Here is a 23806-nt window from a genome sequence, read left to right as displayed (position 1 = left end):
CGAGATCGAATGACTCCCTCCCATGCCGCGCAGCCGGTAATCGCAGTCGTCGGCCCAACCGGCTCGGGTAAATCAGATCTGGGCGTCGAGCTGGCCCTTGCCCTCAATGGCGAGGTCATCAACGCTGATGCCCTGCAGTTTTATCGGGGCATGGACATCGGTACGGCCAAGATCACTGTGGACGAGCGCAAGGGTGTGCCACACCATCTGCTGGACACAAAGGACGTCACGGAGGAAGCCAGCGTGGCGGACTTCCAAGCGGAATGCCGCGCCGTCATTGCTGACGTCCATGCCCGGGGCAAGCGCGCCATCATGGTGGGCGGCTCCGGCCTCTATGTGCGGGCCGCCCTGGACGTACTGGAGTTCCCCGGCACGGACCCCGTCTTGCGAAAACGGCTTGAGGACGAATGGGAAACCTTCGGTCTGGCGCCGTTGCGGGCCCGGCTTGAAAAGGTGGATCCGATCTCGGCCGGCCGTCTGGGGGATGCCCGGCGGGTGATCAGGGCCCTGGAGGTCCATGGAATGACGGGACGGCCGTTCAGCTCGTTCATGCCGCAACGCGAGTACTTCCAGTCGGCCCTACAGATTGGCCTGTCTGTGGACCGGGAGGTTCTGCGGGAGCGGCTGGCGCTCCGCGTACACCGCATGGTGGATGCGGGGTTGCTGCAGGAAGTGGAACGGCTTGATGCGGCTGGGCTTCGGCGCGGCAAGACAGCCTCGCGTGCCTTGGGATACGCTCAGTTCCTCAGGGTGCTCGACGCCGAAGCCAGCGTCCCGGAGGCAGCTGAGGAAACCATTGTGGCCACGAGGCAGTTCGCCCGGCGACAATTGACGTGGTTTCGGGCCGATCCCCGCATTACCTGGCTTGACTGGCAGGACCCGGACCTCGTGTCCAAGGCAGTGGCGCTGGCCTAGCAGGGCTGGCACTCCATACAGCAATTTCTGGCCGAACCTGCCCGGCGGGTAGCCTAGTCCCATGGATCAAACCGCCGCAGTTCCCGCCCAGCAGTCCGCCGCTGCCGGTGCCCCCGTGCCCGCTACCAGCCTTTCCGGTTTGGCGTTTTCCAAGGGCCATGGAACGGGCAATGACTTCGTCCTGATTGCTGATCCCGGTGATGCCCACGAGATCTCTCCCGAGCAAGTAGCACAGCTGTGCGACAGGCATCGGGGGATAGGTGGTGACGGTCTCATCCGGGCTGTCCCATCCCGTTACCTGCCTGAGGGCCGCGACCTGCTCGAGCAGGACGCCTCCGCCGGGTGGTTCATGGACTACCGAAACGGCGACGGCTCGCTGTCGGAGATGTGCGGTAACGGCGTCCGCGTGTTCGTGCATTTCCTGATCGCCCAAGGCCTGGTTGAGCTCGGGCCGGGCCAGTCCTTGACCATCGGAACACGTGGCGGCATTAAGAAGATTGTGCGCACGGCCGACGGCTATGCCGTGGATATGGGCCCTTGGGAATTCATTTTCCCCACAGAAGCACAAAGCAAAGCCATGGATGCCTTGGTCAGCGCAGACGGTCTGGAGGTGGCCCGGCCCGGGCTCTCGGTCAGCATGGGCAACCCGCACACGGTGGTAGCGCTTGCGGAGCTTGGCGAGCTCGCCGCCACGAAGTTGTTCACCGCGCCGGTAGTGGATCCCAAGCCTGCCAATGGCACCAATGTCGAGTTTGTGGTGCCCGCAGAGCCGCTGGTTCACGACGGCGTGGGAACCATCACCATGCGCGTCCACGAGCGCGGAGTGGGCGAAACCCAATCGTGTGGCACCGGGGCTTGTGCCGCCGCTGTCGCGATCCGTCATTGGGCTGGCAGCAGCGCCCCAAATGCCTGGCATGTCAACGTTCCTGGTGGCGTGGTGGACGTCAGGTTCTTCCCGGGGGAGGACGGCCGCGAACACGTTGAGCTGAGCGGCCCTGCAGTCATCGTGGCTAGTGGGACGCTTTCCTGACCCGAAGGATCCTGAAGGACTTGGAGGTGCTCTCCCGGGAGACCGTGAAGGACTTGTCCAGTTCGTTGGCCAGCCAGCGTTGGAGGGAGTCCGAACCCAGGTTCTTCTGAACCACCATCCACGCATTGCCGCCAGGTGCCAGCCGGGGCAGCCACGTCAGGAGCAGCGTGTGTAGTTCGTCCTTGCCGATGCGGATTGGCGGGTTGGACCAGATCGTGTCGAATTCGACGCCGGGGTCTACCTCGTGCGGGAGGCTGGCCTTCACGTTGTTCAAACCCAGGGCAAGCGCGTTCTCATTGGTCAGGGCGATGCAGCGCTCGTTGACGTCCACGGCGTAGACCTGTGCCAAGGGCGCCATGAGCCCCATGGTGAGGGCAACAGGGCCCCAGCCGCACCCGATATCCAGCAGGTTGCCACGGGGCGAAGGTGGTGGAACCTCGGCCAAAAGTACCTTGGTACCCTTGTCCACACCGTCAGGGCTGAAGATACCCGACGAGGTCTGCACGTGACGGGTAGCTCCAGCCAGTTCCACAGTGAGGGGCTTGCGGGTGAACGGACCGGCCGGTTGGGCGCTGAAATAGTGTGCAGACTCCATAATTTGCCAGATTAGTTGGCTATCGTCGGCTTGGGAAACTGCCCTCGGGCCAGGACGGTTTGACAGTGCTGCTAATGTTTAAGGCATGTTCTTGATCTTTGAGTAATCAGCCCGAGCCGGCCACCACGTCGGCAAGGCACCTGCCCGCGATGCAGGCCCGCTTGGCATATCAGCCCAGCGCATGGCCATTCCGCCCGCAGGTTCCGTCCGGCAGACTCCGCACCTCCCATTGTTGGTGGATCGCGGTTGCTCAGTAGAACATGTCCCCCCAGCTGTCGCGAAAGCAGTGGCCCAGCCATCTGCTGTTAGCGCCTGGCTTAGGGTTTGGCGATGAATTCTCCTGCAGGACAGGACCTCCCGCGGACCAACCCGCTCGATTCAAGCACCACAGGAGGCCGTCTATGGCCGAAGCCCGTCAGCCCAGCGCGAATACCGTCCCATTGGACACCAAACAGCACTATTCTGGATATGCCGAACAGTCTAAGGAGACCATGACCACCCAGAAGCACTCCGGATCCGATTCCGACGCCCAGGACATGAGTCCTGAACAAATCCAGGCCGTCATTGACCGGATTCTTTCCAAGGATGTACCCGCACAGGCATCCGATGACAATGACGCCAAAGGCGTTTTCGGCAGGGCACAAGCGATCTCCACGCTTGACCAGGAACACAGCATTTACGACGGCGAGCAGGAAGACCTGGCCGAACGCCGGGCCCTCCGCCGTACCGCCGGCCTTTCCACCGAACTCGAAGACGTCACAGAGGTTGAATACCGGCAGTTGCGTCTGGAGCGCGTTGTCCTGGCTGGCCTGTGGACAGAAGGCACCCTGGCTGACGCCGAGAATTCGCTTCGCGAACTCGCAGCACTGGCAGAGACTGCCGGATCCGAGGTCCTTGACGGCCTGGTGCAGCGCCGCACGAAGCCGGATCCGGGAACGTTCCTTGGTTCGGGCAAGGCCCAGGAACTCAAGGACATCGTGGCTGCCACGGGAGCCGATACCGTGGTGGTCGACACCGAGCTTTCCCCCTCGCAGCGACGCGGACTTGAGGACATCGTCAAGGTCAAGGTGGTGGACAGGACCACGCTGATCCTGGATATCTTCGCGCAGCATGCAAAGAGTCGTGAAGGTAAGGCACAGGTTGAACTCGCACAGCTCGAGTACCTGCTCCCCAGGCTTCGTGGTTGGGGTGACTCCATGTCACGCCAGGCCGGTGGCCAGGTGGGTGGAGCCGGTGCCGGTATGGGTTCCCGTGGTCCAGGTGAAACAAAGATCGAGCTCGATCGCCGCAGGATCCGGACGCGCATGGCCAAGCTCCGTAGGGAGATCGCGGCCATGAAGCCGGCGCGCGAGACCAAGCGGGCCAACCGCCGTCGTAATGCCGTACCTTCGGTTGCCATCGCTGGTTATACCAACGCTGGAAAGTCCTCGCTCCTGAACCGGCTGACCGATGCTGGAGTGCTGGTGGAAAACGCACTGTTCGCCACCCTGGACCCGACGGTCAGGAAGGCGCAGACGCCGGATGGTATCGGCTACACGCTGGCGGACACCGTTGGATTCGTCCGCTCGTTGCCTACGCAACTGGTGGAAGCCTTCCGCTCCACACTGGAAGAAGTCGCGGACGCAGACCTGATCCTGCATGTCGTGGACGCCTCCCACCCGGACCCGGAAGGGCAAATCGCGGCAGTGCGTGCTGTCTTCACCGAGGTCGACGCCCGCAAGGTTCCGGAAATCATCGTCCTGAACAAGGTGGACGTAGCGGATCCTTTCGTGGTGGAACGCCTGAAGCAAAAGGAACCGCGGCACGCCGTGGTTTCCACCCGTACGGGCCAGGGCATTCCTGAACTCCTGGAAGAGATCAGCCGGTCCATTCCGCGGCCGGGAGTCCGCCTCGAGGTGCTGATCCCGTATGACCGCGGTGACATGGTCAACAAGCTGCACAACTCCGATTCGGAAATCCTGAGCCTCGAGCACGAGGAAAACGGAACCCGCGTGGTGGCCATGGTTCGTGAAGGATTGGCCGCCGAGCTGGAGTCATTCGTCAGCAATGGTTGAGAAGGTGGCGGCGGACGTCGTCGAGTCAGTGGGGGAGAAATTTACCCTCGAGCTGTTGGACAAAGCTGTTGCCGGGATGGGCGGTCAAAGCCGTTCAGGCCAGCACGAGATGGCACGGCAAGTCACCAGGGCGATCGAGTCCGGTGAGCATTTGCTGGTCCAGGCGGGAACGGGAACGGGTAAGTCTTTGGCCTACCTGATTCCGTTGATCGCCCATTCCATGGACAGCGACAAACCGACGCTTGTGTCCACCGCTACCTTGGCCCTGCAAACACAGATTGTGGGCCGGGACCTGCCCCGGCTGTTGGAGACCATAAGCCCGGCCCTTGAGCGTCCCGTGAACGTGGCACTCGTCAAGGGCCGGGCAAATTATGTCTGCCTGCAAAAGCTGGAGGGTGGCTTCCCCAGCGAAGAGCCGTCCGAGGGCCAACTTTTTTCCCTGGGTGAGGACACCAGCGTGCCGCATTTTGCAGCGGCGGTTGGCGGCCCGTCGTCGCAATTGGGCAAGGAAGTGGTCCGGCTCCGTGACTGGGCCGAAAAGACGGCCACGGGCGACCGCGATGAACTGATGCCGGGCGTTACCGACCGCGCCTGGCGGCAGGTCTCCGTGACGTCCATGGAGTGCCTGGGAGCGCAAAAATGCCCACTTGCCGAGGAGTGCTTTAGCGAGCAGGCACGGGCCCGGGCGGCTGAGGCCGACGTCGTGGTGACCAACCATGCCATGCTGGCCGTGAGTGCCTTCGAAGGGCTTGCTGTCCTGCCCGAGTACGACGTCGTTGTGGTTGACGAAGCGCATGAGCTGCAGGACCGGGTGACGGGGGCCGTTACCGGTCAGCTGTCCGTGGCAATGGTGCATGCCGCGGCTTCGAGCGCGCGCAAGCACACCGCTATTACCGTAGACGCCCTGAACGCGGCAGCCGATCGACTCGACATGGCCATTGCAGGAGTTCCCAATGGTTTGCTGCCCAACGGGCTCAACGACGAACAACTGGACTGCCTGGATCAACTGCGCGATGCCACCCGCGCCGCGTTATCTGACTCGAAGACTGACTCTTCAAACGCCGTCGACGGCGGGAGGCAGCTTGCGCGCTCACGGCTCATGCTCATTCTGGAACTGTGCGAGCGGATGCTCGCGGCCAAGGAGAACCGCGAAGTGGTGTGGTTCTCCAGGAACAGCACCTTCGATCCCCAGCAAGGGTACTCGCACCCGGACGAGACCGCGCCGGCACTGATCAACATCGCCCCGCTAAGCGTTGCCGGCCGGCTGCGGGAAGGCCTTTTCGCAGGGCACACTGTGGTGCTTACTTCGGCCACGTTGGCTATTGGATCTGCCTTTGAGCCCGCAGCAGGTGGCCTGGGGCTCATTGGAGATGGGGCGCCCAGCTGGACCGGGTTGGACGTCGGATCGCCTTTTGATTATCCCAAGCAGGGTGTGCTTTACGTGGCCAAACACCTGCCCAAGCCCGGCAGGGGCACTTCTCCCGAGGCACTGGATGAGCTTGAAGACCTGATCCGTGCGTCCGGTGGGGGAGCCCTGTGCCTCTTCTCCTCACGTCGGGCGGCCGAGGAAGCTGCAGACGCGATGCGCCCACGGCTGGATGTGGACATCCTCTGCCAGGGGGAATCCACCATGGCAGCACTGGTGAAGCAATTTGCTGATGAACCGGACACCTGCCTCTTCGGCACGATGTCCCTGTGGCAGGGCGTCGACGTCCCTGGCGGTTCTTGCCGCCTTGTGGTGATTGACCGCATTCCGTTCCCGAGGCCTGATGACCCGCTGATGACCGCACGCTCGCGAGCTGTTGCACAGTCCGGGGGCAACGGGTTCATGGCGGTGTCAGCTACGCACGCGGCAATTCGTCTTGCGCAGGGAGCAGGTCGCCTCATTCGTTCCACCGGCGATAAAGGCGTGGTCGCCGTCCTGGACTCACGGCTTTCCACCGAACGGTACGGCGGGTTCCTGCGGGCCGCTTTGCCGCCATTTTGGGCTACGACGGACCGCAACGTGGTGCGCGGCGTCCTGGAACGCTTGGGCGCAAAGAAAACGTAGGCGAACGCCCTAGAGGGAGCGCAGGACCGAGACGACCTTGCCCATAATGGTGGCTTGGTCTCCAAGTATCGGTTCGTACTGCGTGTTCTGGGGGAGCAGCCAGGTATGGCCGTCCCGCTGGCGGAAAGTCTTTACCGTGGCTTCGTCATCCAGGAGTGCTGCCACGATGTCGCCGTTGATGGCGTCATTCTGGCGGCGGACAACTACCCAGTCACCGTCACAAATGGCGGCATCGATCATTGAGTCCCCAGCGACCTTCAGCATGAACAGTTCGCCGTGGCCCACCAGTTGCCGGGGCAGGGGCAGGACGTCCTCAATCGTCTGGTCAGCGAGGATGGGCCCACCGGCTGCGATGCGTCCCACCAGGGGCACCATCGCGGTGTCGCTGGCACTGGCCAACTCCGTCACGGCGAGTCCGCCTGCACTGCGGAGGGTAGTAGTTGCTTCCACTCCGGGAATTGTCCCGCCGTCAAGGGTCAAAGGCATAAGTACTTCCATGGCGCGGGGGCGCTTGGGATCTCTGCGCAAGTAGCCAAGCTTCTCCAACTGGGAGAGCTGGTGCGTGACGCTGGAGAGGCTCGCGAGACCAACGGTGTCGCCAATTTCGCGCATGCTGGGCGGATACCCGTTGTCATTGACGGACCGCTGGATGGTTTCCAGGATTTTCTTCTGCCGGACAGTCAGGCTTTTGGGACTCTTTTGAGGCTGTTGGCTCCGCAGGGGTACCCCGCCGCCGGTGGCTTTCGCTGCCATGTTCGCCAATGCCCTTCCGTTCCGCCCGGTCACCGTCTGGAGTGAGCCCGGGGATGTTGGATCTGAAAAATGTCAGACCCTCCTGTTCCACTGAAACAGTGCCTGTTTCTTCACTCAAACCTAGGCCAGGCACAGGCGTTTATCAAACATTCGTTCTAGCGAGTCTCGACACCGTTCGTTGATAAGTGCTAAAAATGTCATAGCAAGGTTCGAATATGTGTTCTATAAAAGTTGAGCGGGGTTCGGATGTTCGAAGAAAGTGTTCGAATATTCGGGCCGGGTCCAACGAACGCAAGGAATTGGCAGCCAGCAGCGGGCATCCGATGCAGGCAATCGCTCAGAAGGGCTCAGCTCATGTCCGCAATCTCCACGTTCCATGAATTCCGCAACACTCCGGCTCCTGCGCGTCTCCGGCTGACCCAACGCGGCAGGATCGTGTTCTTCGGGATCCCCATCATGCTGCTCCTTGCCGCGCTGCTGAGCCTCGCCGGCTTCATTAACTCCCCGGCTAAAGCTTCTGATTCCCAAGGTCAGCTTCAGCCGCCGGTGGCCGTTACGGTTACTGTCCAGCCCGGGCAGTCCTTGTGGGGCATCGCCGGTGCGGCCGCGCCGGAGCGGGACCCGCGTGATGTCATCGCAGAAATCATTCAGTTGAACGATCTCCGCGGGGGACGCATCCAGCCCGGCCAGCAGCTGTTCGTTCCCGCCAATTGAGCGGCCGTGGGCCTATGGGTGGGCGTCTCTGGCGTCACAGTTACTCTGCAGTCGCACCGGCACCTTAAACTGTCTTGGTGAGTGACCAGCTTGAGCGACTTGACCGCCTTCCCCTTCGGACCAACCTGCGTGGATTGAGCCCCTATGGCGCGCCGCAGCTTGACGTCCCCATTTTGCTCAACGTCAACGAGAACACCCATGGCGTGCCGGCAGATGTGCAAGAGGCGATTACCCAGGCTGTTGCTGCTGCGGCCACCGGTCTGAACCGGTACCCTGACCGCGAATTCACGGAACTCCGTGAATCCCTTGCCGATTACCTCGGACACGGGCTTTCCGCGGAGAACATCTGGGCAGCCAACGGCTCCAACGAGGTCCTGCAGCAGATTATGCAGGCCTTTGGCGGTCCGGGGCGCAAAGCTCTGGGATTCCCTCCCACGTATTCCATGTACCCCCTGCTTGCCAGCGGCACGGACACCGAGTATGTCCGTGGAGTCCGAGCTGACGACTATGGCCTGGATGCGGCTTCTGCTGCTGCCCAAGTGAAGGAGACTGGCGCAAATATCGTGTTCCTGTGCTCGCCCAACAACCCCACGGGAACGGGACTGGGCCTGGACGTCGTAGAAGCCGTGTACGAAGCCGGCGAGGCCAGCCAGGCGATCGTCATCGTAGATGAGGCCTACCACGAGTTCGCGCACGACAACACGCCAAGCGCGCTGACGCTGCTTCCCGGGCGCGAACGTTTGATCGTCTCGCGAACCATGAGCAAGGCCTTTGCCCTGGCAGGTGCCCGCTTGGGCTACATGGCCGCCGCGCCTGAGGTTACCGATGCCATCAGGCTCGTTCGGCTGCCCTACCACCTCTCAGCCGTCACACAAGCCACGGCCCTGGCCGCCCTCAATCACCGCGAAGCGCTCATGGCCGACGTCGAGGACATCAAGGTGCAACGGGACCGGATTGTGACCGAGCTCCTCCGAATGGGGCTCAAGCCGGCGGCCTCGGACTCAAACTACGTGTTCTTCGGTGGGCTTTCGAACCCGCACGCGATCTGGCAGGGCTTGCTGGATGCGGGAGTCCTGATCCGCGACGTCGGCATTCCGGGGCACCTGCGCGTGACAGCGGGAACAGAAAAGGAAACGACGGCCTTCCTTGAAGCCTTGGAAGCCCTTCTGGACAGTCCTGCGTCCCAACCCAACTAAACTTGTCAATAGACCCACCCCATTCTTCGTGTATAAGGACGTCCCAATGAGCGAAACCGGCGCCAAGCCGTCCGCTGACCGCACTGCGCGCATGGAGCGCACCACCAGCGAATCCTCCGTCCTGGTGGAGATCAACCTGGATGGCACCGGTGTCTCGGACATCAGCACCACGGTTCCCTTCTATGACCACATGCTGACGGCGTTGTGCAAGCACTCCCTGATTGACATGACCGTCAAAGCCACGGGTGACACCCACATTGATGCCCACCACACAGTTGAAGATGTGGCCATTACTTTTGGTGAGGTCTTACGTACTGCCTTGGGCAACAAAGCCGGAATCCGCCGCTTCGGCGAAGCAACGGTTCCTTTGGACGAAGCCTTGGCGCACGCTGTCGTGGATGTCTCGGGGCGCCCGTATCTGGTGCACGGTGGAGAACCCGCAGGGCAGGAGTACCACCTGATCGGCGGCCACTTCACGGGTTCGCTGACCCGCCACGTCTTTGAGGCCATCACATTGCACGCCGGTATCTGCCTGCACATGAACGTTCTCGCAGGCCGCGATCCCCACCACATCGTCGAGGCCCAATTCAAAGCCTTTGCCCGGGCTCTTCGCTCGGCAGTGGAGTCGGATCCCCGCGTCGAGGGCATCCCATCCACCAAGGGCGCGCTATGAGCGGCCAAATCCTGAAGGACGGTGCGGTTACTGACGCTTCGGCTACCGTCAAGCCTGAGTCGCCCGAAGGTAAGCCCACGGTTACGGTGCTGGACTACGGTTCAGGCAATGTCCGTTCGGCCGTTCGCGCCCTTGAACGGGCAGGCGCCGAGGTGGTTCTCAGCTCCAAGCCTGAGGACGTGCTGAATGCCGACGGGTTGCTGGTCCCCGGCGTGGGTGCCTTTGAAACAGTGATGGGGGAACTCAAGGCCGTCGATGCGATCCGCATGATTGGCCGACGTGTTGCGGGTGGACGGCCTGTCCTGGCAATTTGCGTTGGGCTGCAGGTGCTCTTCGAAGCCGGGGTCGAACACGGAACCGAGTCCGAGGGCATGGCCGAATGGCCGGGCAAGGTTGAACTCCTTCCCGCCCCCGTGGTTCCCCACATGGGTTGGAACACGGTGGACGTGCCCGAAGGGTCCAAGCTTTTCGCGGGCGTCGAACAGGAACGCTTCTACTTCGTTCACTCATACGGCGTGCAGGAGTGGAACTTCGACGTCGTTCAGCCCCGGATGGCTCCACCTTTGGTGACGTGGTCCGAGCACGGTGCCCGCTTTATTGCTGCTGTTGAAAATGGCCCCCTGTGCGCCACCCAGTTCCACCCCGAGAAATCCGGAGATGCCGGGGCACGCCTCCTGCGCAACTGGGTGGACGGGCTTCGCAAGCCTGCATCCAAGGTGGCACAGGCTCCGGCAGCGGACGATCGTGGTGCAGCCTAAGTGTGGTCTGTAGTGCTTATGGGCCTTGCCGGCGTGCTGGTGGGTGGAGGTATATCTTTCCACCAGCAGAAGAAGCCACTGTGGGTTTCCGTTTCCTTCTATGTACTGGCGGGGATGTCCCTGCTTGCCGCCTATCTCCTGACGCTGCCGGGCAACTGAACGCCTCGCGTCCCCATCAACTCCTAGGACACACATGACCACCTCTGCCCAGTCCGTTCTGGAACTCCTCCCCGCCGTCGACATCGTTGATGGCCAGGCAGTCCGCCTGCTGCAAGGCGAGGCAGGTTCGGAAACCAGCTACGGCACGCCTCTGGAAGCTGCCTTGAACTGGCAGAACGCCGGTGCCGAGTGGGTGCACATGGTGGACCTCGACGCCGCTTTTGGCCGCGGCAACAACGCGGACCTCATCAGGGAGGTCGTCTCCCAGCTCAACGTCAAGGTCGAGTTGTCCGGCGGTCTCCGGGATGACGAGTCGCTGGAACGCGCCCTGGAATTGGGCGTGGAGCGCGTGAACCTCGGTACGGCAGCATTGGAGAACCCTGAGTGGACAAGGCGCGCCATTGACCGTTTCGGTGACAAGATCGCCGTCGGCCTCGACGTCCGTGGTACCACCCTGGCTGGTCGTGGCTGGACCAAAGAAGGCGGCGACCTCTGGGAAGTTCTTGCCCGACTGGAGGACGCTGGCTGTGCACGCTACGTGGTCACCGATGTCACCAAAGACGGAACGCTGCAGGGCCCGAACGTTGACTTGCTGCGCCAGATGGTGCAGAAGACGGGCAAGCCGGTGGTGGCTTCAGGCGGTATATCCAGCCTTGAGGATCTTCGCGTGCTCCGCGAGCTCGTGCCCTTGGGCGTCGAGGGTGCGATTGTTGGCAAAGCCCTTTATGCAGGCGCTTTCACTTTGCCCGAAGCCCTGGATGTAGCCGGTCGTCGATGATGGCTGCTTCACGTCCCACAGATTCCGGCCCGGAGAACCACCCGGGGAACCGCGATGCCGGACGACGCGAACTTCCAGGCCATATTGCCGCTGCCCTGGCCGGCGCCGGCGGTGCTACCGACTCGGCGGGGCAACCTTGGGAAGGCCGGAGCCTGACTGGTGACGATGCCAGGATCCACAATTTCGAAGACGACGACGGCAGTGCCGACCCCGGTTACCTCGCCGCCGTTGATGCACTGCTGAACGGGACGGGCAGTGAGGCGGAGGTCCTGGCTTCACTCGCTACCGCCCGGGTTTTCGTTCCCGTGGTAGCCCAGCTCGCCGAGGAAGCCGAAGGCGTTGACGGGCTGCACGCGGACAAGCAGGCCGATATGGCATTAGTCACACTTAAGGCGCCTGATGGCCGGAAGGCAATGCCGGTGTTCACCACGGCCGCCGCTCTTGAATCGTGGCATGCAGAGGCCCGGCCCGTAGCTGTTTATGCGGCAAGGGCGGCCCTTTCGGCTGTTTCCGAAGGCGCACAATTGTTGGTGCTGGACCCCGGTTCGGCGTTCACCTTCGTGGTTCGGCGGCCAGCCATGTGGGCGTTGGCGCAGCAGCGGGACTGGACGCCGTCATACCTTGATGATCAACTGGAGTCTGCTCTCGCTTCACAGGCCGAGGCGTTTCCGGCGGTGCGCCGGCTCGAAACACAGGCCGGTGGTGGTGTCGCCTCCCTGACTGCGGACGGCCGCACGGTCCCGGGCGGAGGCGCTGGCCCGGAACTGCGAATAGTGCTCTTCCTTGAGGACGGACTCGATGCCGCTGCCGTCCAATCGCTGGTGGCTGACCTGAACGAGGCGTGGGCACAGGTGGAATCGTTTGCCGAGGGCGTCGATTCCGTTGAAGTAAAACTGCAACGTGCGGCACAGGAGCCTGGGCGGCACTAACGGCAGTACCCGTCCACCGGGGACTGCCCTGGGGGAACAAGAGGAATTAGCCCGTGAATTTCGCTCTCTACAAAGAGATGCTGTCCATTCGCCCTGTCCGGCGGCTCCTGCTGGTGGGCATGATCGCCCGCATTCCGCATTCGGCGGCGGGCGTGCTCCTGACGTTGCACATTGTCCTGTCACTGGGGGAGGGCTACGCCGCCGCGGGTGCCGCTGCCGCCGTCATGACCATAGGCATTGCCTTGGGGGCGCCCTGGCGTGGTCGGCGCGTGGACATGGTGGGCCTGCGTAAGGCGCTGATCCCATCCGTCATCTCGGAAACAGTGATTTGGTCCATTGTTCCGCACGTCCCTTACGCCTGGCTGCTTCCCTTGGTCTTCGTGGGTGGCTTGTTCACGTTGCCGATCTTTAGCGTCGTTCGTCAATCGTTGGGCGTCATGGTGGACGGCGACCAGCGACGCTCGGCGTTTGCGCTCGATTCCATCGCCACTGAGTTCGTGTTCATGATAGGTCCCGCCGTTGGCGCGATCGTCGCCACCAGCGGCTTCTCGGCCGTGGGGCTTACCGCGGTGGGCATTTCTGTTTCCGTGGCTGGCCTGTTTTTGATCTGGTTCAACCCTCCCACCCGCAGCGATGCCAATTGCAGTCCGGAGGAATCCGCTGCACGGGCGGCCGCGGACCTTGCCGCTGCCGAGGCGGCAATGGTGGCCTCCGCGCCAGGTCACGTGCAGGAGGCGGCCTCTGAAATGGCGCCGGCAGCCACGTCCCGCACAGCTGGACTTCGGAAGCGCGTGGCCCGCAATTTCACCTGGTTTACGGTTTCCGTAGCGGCACTTTTCGCCGTAGCTGCGGGATCGGGGATGGTACTTAGCGGCTCGGATGTCAGTATTGTTGGCCTGTTGGAGCGCGGGGGCCACCAAAACGAGATCGGCATCGTTTTCTTCTTCTGGTGTGCGGCATCGGTTGTGGGCGGACTCATCTACGGCGCAATGAATCGTTCGGTCTCTCCCATGCTGCTGTTGTTGGGCATGGCCGCGCTCACCATCCCGATGGGTTTCGCACACGATACCTGGACGCTGGCGGTGCTCTCGATTCTCCCCGGCCTTCTCTGCGCTCCGGTGTTGTCGGCGTCATCGGAGAAGGTGGCGGACCTCGTAGATGAGGAACGCCGCGGCGAGGCCATGGGGTGGTACGGATCCGCGCTGACGGCCGGGATTGCCTTCGGCGCGCCCCTTGCCGGGATATTTATTGACACTGTGGGGCCGTCCGGAGGTTTTGCCTCCGTCGGCTTTGCAGGAGTCGTACTTTGCATCGCGGGCTTCGCCCTCATGTCCAGGCGTCGGCGCGCCCGGGTGTAACTCCGGCGTCGCTAATTCTTCGGGGCCGTAATCCCAGTGATCCATAAACCCACTGAGCCGTAATACCAGTGACTAACGACGACGGCTGCCCGACCACATGTGGTCGGGCCGCCGTCGTAGGTATTTTGGGCAGTTCCTGGCTAGTTCACAGGCCCGGTGAACTTCTCGCCCGGGCCTTTGCCCGGTGCGTCAGGGATAAGGGAGGCTTCGCGGAATGCCAACTGGAGGGAGCGCAGTCCATCACGCAAGGGCCCGGCATGCTGCGAACCGATTTCGGGGGCTGCCGCCGTTACGAGGCCAGCCAGTGCAGTGATGAGCTTGCGGGCCTCGTCGAGGTCTTTGAGGTCTTCTGCGTTGGGGTCATCGGCAAGGCCGACTTTCACAGCGGCGGCGCTCATCAGGTGGACCGCGCCGGTGGTGATGACTTCTACTGCCGGAACTTCCGCGATGTCACGGATCTGCTGGGAAACCCCGGCGTCGGCTGCGGTGGCCGTGGCTGTGTCCTCGGAGTAGGAGTTGCGCGAATTGCTGTCTTCAGTGCTCATACTGGTAAGCTTGTCACAGACCGACTGGAAGTCGTTATTCGCATTAAATGCTCCCGCCGCGTGCAATGTGCGCTTGGCGGGTTATTTCTGTAGAATTGATTTTCAGTTTGCAAGCGGAGTTCTCTCCCACCCGCGTCAGCCGTTTTCCCTTCGGGGAACAGGATTCCTCCACGGAACAAGAGGTTGCCGGGTACTGGTCGGACACCCGGAGGCGTAGCCTCTGGAGTGCGTGCACCCTTCAAAGGAGCACACCCGATCCTTGAGGCCTTCGATTGCACCAGCAATTGGAGGCCTTCTCTATTTGCCGGTGAAACTCACCACAACCACAGGAGCTTTAACATTAGCGAGCCAAGAATCAATGAGCGTATCCGCGTCCCCGAGGTGCGGCTGGTCGGCCCTGCCGGCGAACAGGTAGGAATCGTCCGCATCGAGGACGCCCTGCGTCTTGCTGCCGAATCCGATCTCGATCTCGTTGAAGTTGCCCCGCAGGCTAAGCCTCCTGTTTGCAAGTTGATGGACTTCGGCAAGTACAAGTACGAAGCTGCCGTGAAGGCGCGTGAGGCCCGCAAGAACCAGACCAACACGGTTCTGAAGGAAATCCGTTTCCGCCTCAAGATCGACAAGCACGACTACGAAACCAAGCGCGGACATGCACTTCGCTTCCTCGGTGCAGGTGACAAGGTCAAGGCAATGATCCAGTTCCGCGGCCGCGAACAGCAGCGTCCGGAAATGGGCATCCGCCTGCTTCAGAAGTTTGCTGAAGACGTCGCAGAGGTGGGCATTGTTGAGTCCAGCCCTCGCATCGATGGCCGCAACATGGTCATGGTGATCGGCCCGCTGAAGAACAAGGCGGAAGCCAAGGCAGAAGCCCGGCGTGCAGCCCAGCGTGCCGAAGCCAAGGCCCAGAATGAGGCCAAGGCATCCGGACGCGTGGACACCACAGGTGAGCAGGCTCCGCTGACGCAGACCCTGGGCGACCTTCTGCCCGCAGGCCTGCTCGCTTCCGAAGAAGAGCCCAAGCAGGAAGCCGTGGACGCTCCCGAGGCTGAAACCCCCGTTGCTGAAGAGGCACCGGTTGTTGAAGAAGCCGAGGAAGCACCGGTAGCTGAAGAAGCACCCGTAGTCGAAGAGGCTCCGGTTGTTGAGGAAGCTCCTGTAGTCGAAGAAGCACCCGTGGTTGAGAAAGCCCCGGCTGTGAAGACTGCACCGGCGGAGAAAGCACCGGCCCCCAAAGCAGCTCCCGCACCGGCAGCTCCGAAGGCAGCTGTTCCCGCAGCTGCCCCGAAGCCTGCAGTTCCCTCGGCTCCGAAGCCCGTCGCCAAGCCGGCAGCTCCCAAGCCGGCAGCTCGGCCCGCAGCTCCCAAGGCTGCGCCGAAGCCTGCATCACGCAAGACCAACTAGTTCAACGCCCCGGAGGTCCTGACCTCCAACGGCAAGCAACCAGCACGCCGGCCCTCGTAGGCCGGCTGCACGAAAGAACTGCGGACTTTGTCCGTGGATACGTAAGGAGATCGGTCCCCATGCCGAAGATGAAGACCCACAGCGGTGCTAAGAAGCGCTTCAAGCTGACCGGCACCGGCAAGCTGAAGCGTCAGCAGGCCAACCGCCGCCACTACCTGGAGCACAAGTCCTCCACGCTGACCCGTCGCCTCGCCGGCGACAAGATCGTCTTCAAGGGCGATGCCAAGGTCATCAAGAAGATGCTCGGCGTCTAAGTTCCAAGTTCTTTGGTTGCTGCCATCCGGTAGCGGCCGACTACACCAAAAGCCTTCTCAGGCCGGCCGGATCTCCGGCAGTAGCAGCTTGGGATAAAGATTTCTGAAGGAGTACGCACGTGGCACGTGTGAAGCGGGCGGTAAACGCCCACAAGAAGCGCCGGGTTATCCTCGAACGCGCCAAGGGTTACCGCGGTCAGCGTTCGCGCCTGTACCGCAAGGCCAAAGAGCAGCTGCTGCACTCGTTTGTGTACGGCTACGGCGACCGCCGTAAGAAGAAGGGTGACTTCCGTCGCCTCTGGATCCAGCGCATCAACGCTGCATCCCGCGCCAACGGCCTCACCTACAACCGCCTGATCCAGGGCCTGAAGGCCGCTGAGGTTGAGGTTGACCGCCGTATGCTGGCCGAACTGGCTGTTTCGGACGCCAACGCATTCGCCGCTCTGGTGAACATTGCCAAGGCTGCCCTCCCGGCCGACACGTCTGCTCCGGCTGCTAAGGCCGAGGTTGCCGCACCGAAGGCTGCCAAGGTTGCTCCCGCTGCTGCTACCGCAACGGCTGTCAAGGCTTCTGTCTCCGAGAAGCCCGCTATCGATGGCGCTATTGCTGCCGTTGACGGCGAAGGTGCTCCGGAAGGCCACGCCATCAAGGGCAACGCCGAGTCCAAGAAGTACCACGTACCGGGTTCCACTTGGTACGAGAACACTGCTGCAGAATACTGGTTCTCCACGGTTGAGGCTGCAAAGGCTGCTGGCTTCGAGCCGGCCGGCGGCGAAGCCCGCCAGCAGATCAAGAACTAGTCGCAACTGCCACTAAAGTTCTTTATATGAACGAAACCGGGCGCCCGCAAGACTTTCCGATGACCAACCCCCGAGCAGATCGGGTGAGGGACGTTGCAAAGCTTGCCGGGCGCCCGGCCCGTTTAAAGCGCGGCCGTTTCCTGGCTGAGGGTCCACAGGCGGTTCGCGAGGCTTTGACCCTGCACCGGGAACGTACTGCGGCAGGCGGTTCCGCCGTCGTGCATGAAGTCTTTGCGAGCGAGGCATGCCTGGAGCGGCTCCCGGAACTCGCGGACCTTGCAGAAGGAACACATCTTCGGCTGGCCAGCGACGACGTCCTGGCCGCCATGGCGGACACCGTCAACCCGCAGGGCATTGTTGCCGTGTGTAGTTTCGTGGATGTCAGCCTCGAATCGGTGCTCGACGCCGGTCCTCGCCTTATCGCCGTCATGTGCCAGGTCCGGGACCCCGGCAACGCAGGGACCGTTTTGCGCGCGGCCGACGCCGCAGGTGCCGACGCCGTGATCCTGACCGGCTCAAGCGTGGACATATACAACCCCAAGGCGGTACGGTCCACGGCCGGTTCGTTGTTCCACCTGCCGGTGGTGCTGGGGGCTGACGTTGAAGATCTTGTCGCGCGCTGCCGGGAACTGGGTATTGGGATCCTGGCCGCCGACGGGTATGGGACGGTAAACCTTGACCAACTCCAGGACGAGAATGCTGCCCGGAGGCTCGGAAACGGCGATGTAGCCTCGGATTACGCCCTTGAGGCACCCACAGCCTGGTTGTTCGGGAACGAAGCGCAAGGGCTGTCCGATGCAGAACTGGCACTCGCCGATCACCGCGTAGCCGTCCCTGTTTATGGCGCGGCCGAGAGCCTGAACCTAGGCACAGCGGCCACAGTTTGCCTCTATGCCAGCGCCCGTTCGCAGCAGGGCGCCCGGGTCGGGAATGTAGAAACAGCCTGACGCCCGGTACGGTATTTCTTGCAAGATCGTCACGTTGACGACTCTTCCTGGCCCATTCCAAACTTTCCCAAAACCGAAGAGGTGAAGCTTTCGTGGCTGCAAGTGGCGGTACCAAAGCGATCGTGGCGGCCCTCGCCGCGAACCTGACCATCGCTGTCCTGAAGTTCGTTGCATTCGTCCTGACGATGTCATCGTCCATGCTCGCTGAGGCCATTCACTCAGTGGCCGACTCCGGCAACCAGATCCTTCTCCTGGTAGGAGGCAAGCGCGCACAGCGTGCGGCAAGCCCCGAGCACCCCTTTGGCTACGGCCGCGAACGGTACATTTACGCGTTCATCGTGTCCATCGTCTTGTTCAGCGTGGGTGGCCTCTTCGCCCTGTACGAGGCGTGGGAGAAGTTCCAGCACCCGCATGGCATCGAAGGCGACTTCTGGTGGGTACCGTTGGCTGTCCTTGTTGGCGCCATCATCGCCGAGTCGTTCTCCTTCCGAACCGCCATCGTGGAGTCGAACCATATCCGTGGCAAGCAGACGTGGGCCAAGTTCATCCGCAACGCCAAGCAGCCCGAGTTGCCGGTCATCCTCCTGGAAGACTTCGGCGCCTTGCTTGGCTTGGTGTTCGCCCTGTTCGGCGTCAGCATGACCCTCGCAACCGGCGATGGCATTTGGGACGCCTTCGGTACGGCCATGATCGGCCTGCTGCTTGTCGCGATTGCTGTCATCCTTGCGGTGGAGACCAAATCGCTCCTGCTGGGTGAGTCGGCCACCAAAGACGACGTCGCACGCATCACCGAGGCACTGCAGGCGGATGGCACCCGGATCATCCACCTCAAGACCATGCACTTGGGGCCGGAAGAACTGCTGGTTGCAGCCAAGATCACCATGGGCGCCGCCGATACCGGTCAAGCAATTGCCCGTGTGATTGACGACGCCGAGCAGCGGATCCGGGCGGCGGTACCGATCGCCCGGGTCATCTACCTTGAACCCGATGTTGAGCGCGTCCAGGCTTAGTCAGGTCAGCGTCAACCAAAGTCGGCATTAACCAAAGATGGGCTCTTCAAACTGAAGAGCCCATCTTTCTTTGTTGCGGTATCCAGCAGTTGGATCACGCTCTAGCGATTCATGAGGTAGCCAGCGGCTTCTTGCGTTCCAGCAGTCCGCTGATGATGGCAACTCCCAAGCCGAGGATGGCAAGGACGGCACCCACAAGGGCCGGAGCCACGTAGCCCCAACCCCAGGCAATCACGGTCCCGCCGAGGAAGGCCCCCAGTGCATTGGCAATGTTAAGGGCGGAGTGGTTTAGTGACGAAGCGAGCGAGGCAGCGCCTGGAGCGGCATCCAGGAGACGGGTCTGCAACGCTGGCGTGAGCATGGAGCCTATGCCGCCAACGACGAAGGCCATGATGAAGGCGGACCAAGCCCAGTGGGCGGCAATGGCGTAAACCACCAATGCTGCGGCGATGCCCGGCATGACCCAATAGATGGTGCCCATAACTGACTTGTCCGCGATGCGGCCACCGATGATGTTGCCCGCAACCATGCCGAGTCCGTAGAGCGCCACGACTGCCGGAATGAGGCTTTCGGGTATCCCTGCCACGCCGGTCATGGTGTGCGCGATGTAGGTGTAGACGGCGAAGAACCCACCAAAGCCGATGATGCCGATCAGTAAAGCAAGCCAGACTTGAAGCCGCTTGAGGGCACCGAGTTCGCGTCGAATACTCGCCTCAGGGTGCGCTGCTTCGAAGGGGACGAATTTCCAGACCATGACCACGGTGAGCAGGCCGATGGCCCCCACGATGATGAAGAGAAGGCGCCACCCGAAGGTCTGCCCCACCCAGGTGGTCACAGGCACGCCGATGACGTTGGAGACGGTGAGGCCTGCCATCACCATGGAGATGGCCCAACCGCGTTTTGTGGGTGCCACCAAGCCGGCAGCAATGACGGCAGCCACACCGAAGAACGCGCCGTGGGGGAGCCCGGAAGCGAAGCGGGAGAGCAGCATGAAACCGTAGTCGGGAGCAATGAAAGAGGTCAGGTTGGCGATGGAGAGGAACAGCATCAACCCCAGAGCCAGGTACTTCCTGGGAAGTTTGGCTCCGAATGCAGCGAAGATGGGCGCGCCGATGACAACGCCCAAGGCATAGGCGGAGATGAGGTTGCCGGCCTCGGGAGTGCTGATGCCCAGTCCTTCCTCGATTTCCTTGAGTAGACCCATCATGGCGAACTCGGTGGTGCCGATGGCGAACCCACCCGTGGCCAGCGCGAGGATGGCCAAGCCCAGGTGACGCCTTGCTGTTTTGGCGACGGCGGGTGGGGACACAGTGATAGTCATGAGCCTGCTTCGTGAGGTGCCTTGAGGGCTGGGAAAAGGTGGAGAAAATCCGATTACAAGCTTAGTCCCGTGACCGCGACTTGACGTCGGTATGTGACGATGCCCATGCTACGCGCCACCCATAGACTGTTTCAGTGACTGGACTGATAAACGTGGTGGGCGCCGCCGTCGTCGACGACTTGGACGCCCCGGCCCAACTCCTTGTAGCCCGCCGCACTGCACCCCCGCAGTTCGCCGGAATGTGGGAATTTCCCGGCGGCAAAGTAGAGGAGGGCGAGTCGGCCGAAGCTGCCCTTCATCGGGAGCTCGCGGAGGAGCTGGGAGTTACGGTCCGGCTGGGGGCGGAGCTGGAGTCTGGTGAGGCCGCGGGGTGGCCCCTCAATGAGCGCGCGGCTATGCGTGTCTGGTTGGCGGAACTCGCTGAAGGCACACCTCTTGCTCTTGAGGATCACGACGAGCTGCGCTGGGTATCCCTGCTTGATGACAAAGAAGCTCTTGGCCTGGCCTGGATCCCGGCTGACTTCCCTATAGTCCGGGCGTTGCTGGAACGCGTGACTGCACTGGCCTAGCTGCTTGGAAAACGGGCCTAGCAGCTTAGAAAAGTGGTTCTTGCCCTGGCAGCGGCGTCCCAACTGCAGGCTCCGGGCCCGAGGCCGGGGTGGTGGCTGACCGGGCATTGCGGTGGCTGAAGCCTTGCGTTCCGGTAAAGCCATGCTTGGCTTTGAAGTGATTGATCCTGGCCGACAACCAGGAGCGGTACTCCTTTGACGCATACGATCCCTGCCCGTACAAGCGACGGTACCGTCCTACAAGTTCGGGATGGTGGGCGGCGAGCCACTTCATGTACCACTCACGTGTACCCGGCTTAAGGTAGAGGGCTCCTGCAGTGACGCCTGTGGCGCCGGCGTTGGCTAGTTCCGAGAACAAGGACTCAAGGGCTTCGTCTGAATCCGTGAGCCAAGGCAGGATGGGCATAGCCATGACTCCGCAACCCAGACCTGCCTCACGTAGCCGCGCAATGAGCTTGAGGCGGGCCCTCGGGGATGGGGTGCCGGGTTCAACAATCTCTGCAAGGTCCTCGTTGGTCATGGCCAGCGAGATACCCAGGTCCACGGGTACCTGGGTAGCCGCATGCTTGAGCAGGGGAATATCCCGGGCAAGCAACGTGCCTTTGGTCAGGATTGAAAACGGTGTGCCGGAATCGGCAAGTGCCCGGATGATCCCCGGCATCAGCGCGTATCGGCCTTCGGCGCGCTGGTAGGGGTCGGTGTTGGTTCCGAGGGCAACTTGGTGCCGTTCCCAGGAGGGTTTGGCCAGTTCCTTCCGAAGGACCTCTGCCGCGTTGATCTTGACTACCACCTGGGAGTCGAAGTCGCGTCCGGCGTCGAACTCCAGGTAGGTGTGCGTCTTCCGGGCGAAGCAATAGACGCAGGCATGGCTGCAGCCCCTGTAGGGATTCACTGTCCATTCGAAAGGCATATTGGAACCCGAAGGCACCTTGTTGAGCACTGACTTTGCGGTGACCTCATGGAAGGTGACTCCGGAGAATCCGGGTGTTGAGACGGAACGCACAAGCCCGGCCAGCGGCAGCAGGGCGTCCATGGCCGGGGCAGGGCCAGGAGCGATACTGTCAACGCTTTCGGACGCCGGTCTACGAGTTGGCGAAAGTGCTTGTGCGTCCCATCTCATGCACTCCATTCGAATGTATGTTCGAATAAATGTCAAGGACCTCGAATGCCGATTCCGGACATTGCTAAGGTTGGCCCATGATTCTGCTGACTGGCTTCGAACCGTTTGGCGAAGAGAACGTTAACCCTTCCTGGCAGGCCGTCCAGCGCGCTCGCGACATCCTTCGTTCGGAGGGGCACAAGGTGGAAGCTTTAGAGCTGCCTTGCGTGTTCGGTGAAGCGGCGACAGTCCTGCTGGCAGCCATCGAATCCCTGACACCGGACGTCGTGGTGTGCGCTGGATTGGCGGGAGGGCGCGAAAGGGTCTCGCTGGAGCGTGTAGCCATCAATTGCGATGACGCCCGCATCCCGGATAACAAGGGCAAGCGGCCCATCGACGAGGAAGTGGTTCCTGGCGGCCCGGCAGCTTACTTCTCGACGCTGCCGATCAAAGCCGCCCTACGGAATCTTCAGATCGAAGGCATCAAGGGTGAGATCTCCCAGTCCGCGGGAACTTACGTCTGCAACCACGTGTTCTATGCACTGATGCATGCTCTCGCAACCAAGGACGGTGTCCGGGGAGGATTTGTCCATCTTCCCTATCTTCCGCAGCAGGTTCCCGAGGGGAGCGCGACGCCGTACATGCCGCTCGAGGCCATGGCTGCCGGCATCGCAGTGGTGGTGCGGACGGCAGTTCAGGCCCCGGTGGATGGACCTAGGGCTTCAAGAGTTCCCATTCCACAGTGACGCTTGCCGCCACGGACGACTCGCCGGCCTCGATGGGAAGTGCTTCAGCAGCGGAGGCCCTGAGGAGTCCACCCATCGGAATGGGGGAGCCCGGCAGAGGTTGCTGGGAAATGGAAACCACCGGGCCCAGCCGGGCGGACGCCAAGGACGCGTACTGCTCCGCCCGCTGAAACGCGTCCTGCCACGCTGCTTCCTGCGCCTGGCTGGTGACCGGAGAGGTATCCGCAAATCCTTGCTCTATCCCGTTGATCCGGATCTCGTCCCCACCGGCGGCCACGGCCGCAGCAATGGTGGCACCCGCTTGCGATTGTGATCGGATGCCGACGCGCACATTAGTGGACGCTACATAGGCGGCGACCTTCTGTCCTTGCCCCTCCACCCACACCAGGTCTGCTCGAAGGTTCAAGCCGCTGGTGCGTAGATCCGCATCCTGCACGCCAGCCGCCCGCAAACTGGTGGCGACGGCGGCGGCCGCCTTACCGGCGTCGTCATATGCCTTGGATGCAGTCTCCCTCCGCGTCTCGACGCCCAGAGTCAGCGTCACCAGGTCCGGAACTGCCTTGGCGCTCGCCGTTCCCGTAACGGTAATCGTGCGTTTCATGCTTCGGCCTCGATTCGATGGTCAATGTAGCCGCCTGCTGCGAGTCCGGCCTGCCGCTCAAAGAAATTCCTCGACGCCGGATTGCCCGTGCGCAGCATCGACCAGCCGGCGGCGACACCGTAGAAAACGAGGAACGGCAACCCCAGACAATAGGCGTACTGAGTACTGTGCCGTTCCTCGTGGGCAAGGAGCAGCTCATTGCGTCCTGCCACGCCGTGCGCTGCACGGTAGAGGACGACGTTCCCCACGGTGAACGCTCCGGCGTGTGGAAGCTTCCACGCGTACCCTGCTGCTATCAGCAGTCCGCGGGGCCCACGCGAAATGCGTGATCGGGAGGCTCGCGCGACCATGAGCCCCAACGGAGTGGTTAGGTTCAGGAAGTTTGCGACTTGCCTTAGTCGCTGCCCGCGAGTCATGAAGACATGCTAGACCCGTGGCGTATGGCACGGCAGGATCGGCGGGGATACGCTGTTCACGCACCGGGCGCGCCT

Annotated in this window: 26 protein-coding genes; 19 read left to right on the top strand and 7 right to left on the bottom strand. The window is 62.2% G+C overall.

All coding sequences use genetic code 11. The annotated features are described in order from the left end of the window. Positions 1–9 precede the first annotated feature (9 nt). The gene (gene miaA, locus ACFX4T_RS18135) at positions 10–915 is read left to right on the top strand and encodes a tRNA (adenosine(37)-N6)-dimethylallyltransferase MiaA (RefSeq protein WP_377653134.1); all 906 of its coding nucleotides are present in this window, start codon (positions 10–12) and stop codon (positions 913–915) included. A gap of 61 nt (positions 916–976) precedes the next feature. Continuing rightward, positions 977–1945 (top strand): diaminopimelate epimerase, encoded by a 969-nt coding sequence (gene dapF, locus ACFX4T_RS18130; protein WP_377653132.1) that lies wholly within the window; start codon positions 977–979, stop codon positions 1943–1945. Here dapF and ACFX4T_RS18125 read toward each other — a convergent pair. Beyond that, positions 1926–2540 (bottom strand): class I SAM-dependent methyltransferase, encoded by a 615-nt coding sequence (locus tag ACFX4T_RS18125; protein ID WP_216925252.1) that lies wholly within the window; start codon positions 2538–2540, stop codon positions 1926–1928. The genes dapF and ACFX4T_RS18125 overlap by 20 nt on opposite strands. A gap of 491 nt (positions 2541–3031) precedes the next feature. On the opposite strand from ACFX4T_RS18125, the gene hflX reads away from it, so the two are divergent. Then, entirely contained in the window at positions 3032–4594 is a 1563-nt protein-coding gene (hflX, locus tag ACFX4T_RS18120) for a GTPase HflX (RefSeq protein WP_223948564.1), read from the top strand. Next, positions 4587–6644 carry an ATP-dependent DNA helicase gene (locus ACFX4T_RS18115; protein ID WP_377653130.1) on the top strand — a complete coding sequence of 686 codons (2058 nt, stop codon included), beginning with the start codon at positions 4587–4589 and terminating at the stop codon, positions 6642–6644. Before hflX ends, ACFX4T_RS18115 begins: the two co-directional genes overlap by 8 nt. Before the next feature lie 9 nt (positions 6645–6653). On the opposite strand, the gene lexA is transcribed toward ACFX4T_RS18115, so the two are convergent. Beyond that, on the bottom strand, positions 6654–7397 hold the full coding sequence (gene lexA / locus ACFX4T_RS18110) for a transcriptional repressor LexA (protein ID WP_216925249.1): 744 nt from the start codon (positions 7395–7397) through the stop codon (positions 6654–6656). Between the two features lie 354 nt (positions 7398–7751). On the opposite strand from lexA, the gene ACFX4T_RS18105 reads away from it, so the two are divergent. The 8 genes from ACFX4T_RS18105 (at position 7752) to ACFX4T_RS18070 (ending at position 13962) form a co-directional block, all read left to right on the top strand. Further along, the gene (locus ACFX4T_RS18105) at positions 7752–8111 is read left to right on the top strand and encodes a LysM peptidoglycan-binding domain-containing protein (protein ID WP_216925248.1); all 360 of its coding nucleotides are present in this window, start codon (positions 7752–7754) and stop codon (positions 8109–8111) included. A 77-nt stretch (positions 8112–8188) separates the two neighbouring features. Further along, positions 8189–9307 carry a histidinol-phosphate transaminase gene (locus ACFX4T_RS18100; protein ID WP_216925247.1) on the top strand — a complete coding sequence of 373 codons (1119 nt, stop codon included), beginning with the start codon at positions 8189–8191 and terminating at the stop codon, positions 9305–9307. A gap of 46 nt (positions 9308–9353) precedes the next feature. Further along, a complete protein-coding gene (gene hisB / locus ACFX4T_RS18095) occupies positions 9354–9980 on the top strand; it encodes an imidazoleglycerol-phosphate dehydratase HisB (protein WP_216925246.1) in 627 nt (208 codons plus the stop codon). Continuing rightward, complete coding sequence (hisH, locus tag ACFX4T_RS18090; RefSeq protein WP_377653127.1) at positions 9977–10738, top strand: imidazole glycerol phosphate synthase subunit HisH; 762 nt, start codon at positions 9977–9979, stop codon at positions 10736–10738. Before hisB ends, hisH begins: the two co-directional genes overlap by 4 nt. Continuing rightward, positions 10739–10897, top strand: a complete 159-nt coding sequence (locus ACFX4T_RS18085; RefSeq protein WP_216925244.1) for a hypothetical protein — start codon at positions 10739–10741, stop codon at positions 10895–10897. A 34-nt stretch (positions 10898–10931) separates the two neighbouring features. After that, positions 10932–11675: a bifunctional 1-(5-phosphoribosyl)-5-((5-phosphoribosylamino)methylideneamino)imidazole-4-carboxamide isomerase/phosphoribosylanthranilate isomerase PriA gene (priA, locus tag ACFX4T_RS18080; protein WP_377653125.1), complete on the top strand. Its 744-nt coding sequence runs from the start codon at positions 10932–10934 to the stop codon at positions 11673–11675. Next, positions 11672–12604: an SseB family protein gene (locus tag ACFX4T_RS18075; RefSeq protein WP_377653123.1), complete on the top strand. Its 933-nt coding sequence runs from the start codon at positions 11672–11674 to the stop codon at positions 12602–12604. Before priA ends, ACFX4T_RS18075 begins: the two co-directional genes overlap by 4 nt. Positions 12605–12657: 53 nt before the next feature. Continuing rightward, complete coding sequence (locus ACFX4T_RS18070) at positions 12658–13962, top strand: MFS transporter (protein WP_223948568.1); 1305 nt, start codon at positions 12658–12660, stop codon at positions 13960–13962. 140 nt (positions 13963–14102) lie between these two features. Here ACFX4T_RS18070 and ACFX4T_RS18065 read toward each other — a convergent pair whose 3' ends face one another. Further along, positions 14103–14507, bottom strand: coding sequence for a DUF1844 domain-containing protein (locus tag ACFX4T_RS18065; protein WP_223948569.1), 405 nt, complete (start codon positions 14505–14507; stop codon positions 14103–14105). Between the two features lie 225 nt (positions 14508–14732). On the opposite strand from ACFX4T_RS18065, the gene infC reads away from it, so the two are divergent. The 5 genes from infC to ACFX4T_RS18040 all read left to right on the top strand — a co-directional run bounded on the left by infC (position 14733) and on the right by ACFX4T_RS18040 (position 18979). After that, a complete protein-coding gene (gene infC / locus ACFX4T_RS18060) occupies positions 14733–15908 on the top strand; it encodes a translation initiation factor IF-3 (protein ID WP_377653121.1) in 1176 nt (391 codons plus the stop codon). A 119-nt stretch (positions 15909–16027) separates the two neighbouring features. Continuing rightward, positions 16028–16222, top strand: a complete 195-nt coding sequence (gene rpmI / locus ACFX4T_RS18055; RefSeq protein WP_059387794.1) for a 50S ribosomal protein L35 — start codon at positions 16028–16030, stop codon at positions 16220–16222. Between the two features lie 119 nt (positions 16223–16341). Beyond that, on the top strand, positions 16342–17022 hold the full coding sequence (rplT, locus tag ACFX4T_RS18050; RefSeq protein ID WP_377653119.1) for a 50S ribosomal protein L20: 681 nt from the start codon (positions 16342–16344) through the stop codon (positions 17020–17022). Positions 17023–17048: 26 nt separating this feature from the next. Further along, positions 17049–17969, top strand: coding sequence for a TrmH family RNA methyltransferase (locus ACFX4T_RS18045; RefSeq protein ID WP_377653117.1), 921 nt, complete (start codon positions 17049–17051; stop codon positions 17967–17969). Positions 17970–18061: 92 nt separating this feature from the next. Continuing rightward, on the top strand, positions 18062–18979 hold the full coding sequence (locus ACFX4T_RS18040) for a cation diffusion facilitator family transporter (protein WP_377653115.1): 918 nt from the start codon (positions 18062–18064) through the stop codon (positions 18977–18979). A gap of 109 nt (positions 18980–19088) precedes the next feature. Here ACFX4T_RS18040 and ACFX4T_RS18035 read toward each other — a convergent pair whose 3' ends face one another. Next, positions 19089–20300, bottom strand: a complete 1212-nt coding sequence (locus ACFX4T_RS18035) for an MFS transporter (protein WP_377653113.1) — start codon at positions 20298–20300, stop codon at positions 19089–19091. Positions 20301–20434: 134 nt separating this feature from the next. Here ACFX4T_RS18035 and ACFX4T_RS18030 point away from each other — a divergent pair, with 134 nt between their 5' ends. Next, positions 20435–20869 carry a (deoxy)nucleoside triphosphate pyrophosphohydrolase gene (locus ACFX4T_RS18030; RefSeq protein WP_377653111.1) on the top strand — a complete coding sequence of 145 codons (435 nt, stop codon included), beginning with the start codon at positions 20435–20437 and terminating at the stop codon, positions 20867–20869. 25 nt (positions 20870–20894) lie between these two features. On the opposite strand, the gene ACFX4T_RS18025 is transcribed toward ACFX4T_RS18030, so the two are convergent. Further along, entirely contained in the window at positions 20895–21989 is a 1095-nt protein-coding gene (locus ACFX4T_RS18025; protein ID WP_377653109.1) for an Rv2578c family radical SAM protein, read from the bottom strand. 77 nt (positions 21990–22066) lie between these two features. Here ACFX4T_RS18025 and pcp point away from each other — a divergent pair, with 77 nt between their 5' ends. Continuing rightward, on the top strand, positions 22067–22714 hold the full coding sequence (pcp, locus tag ACFX4T_RS18020; RefSeq protein ID WP_377653107.1) for a pyroglutamyl-peptidase I: 648 nt from the start codon (positions 22067–22069) through the stop codon (positions 22712–22714). On the opposite strand, the gene ACFX4T_RS18015 is transcribed toward pcp, so the two are convergent. After that, complete coding sequence (locus ACFX4T_RS18015) at positions 22683–23315, bottom strand: SIMPL domain-containing protein (RefSeq protein WP_223948577.1); 633 nt, start codon at positions 23313–23315, stop codon at positions 22683–22685. The two genes, pcp and ACFX4T_RS18015, sit on opposite strands and share 32 nt — an antisense overlap. Next, complete coding sequence (locus tag ACFX4T_RS18010) at positions 23312–23731, bottom strand: hypothetical protein (RefSeq protein ID WP_377653105.1); 420 nt, start codon at positions 23729–23731, stop codon at positions 23312–23314. Before ACFX4T_RS18010 ends, ACFX4T_RS18015 begins: the two co-directional genes overlap by 4 nt. Between the last annotated feature and the right edge of the window lie 75 nt (positions 23732–23806).

It is taken from the genome of Paenarthrobacter sp. YIM B13468 (genome assembly GCF_042788025.1).
GTDB classification, from domain to species: domain Bacteria; phylum Actinomycetota; class Actinomycetes; order Actinomycetales; family Micrococcaceae; genus Arthrobacter; species Arthrobacter aromaticivorans.
This window is presented reverse-complemented; position numbering and strand designations above follow the sequence as displayed.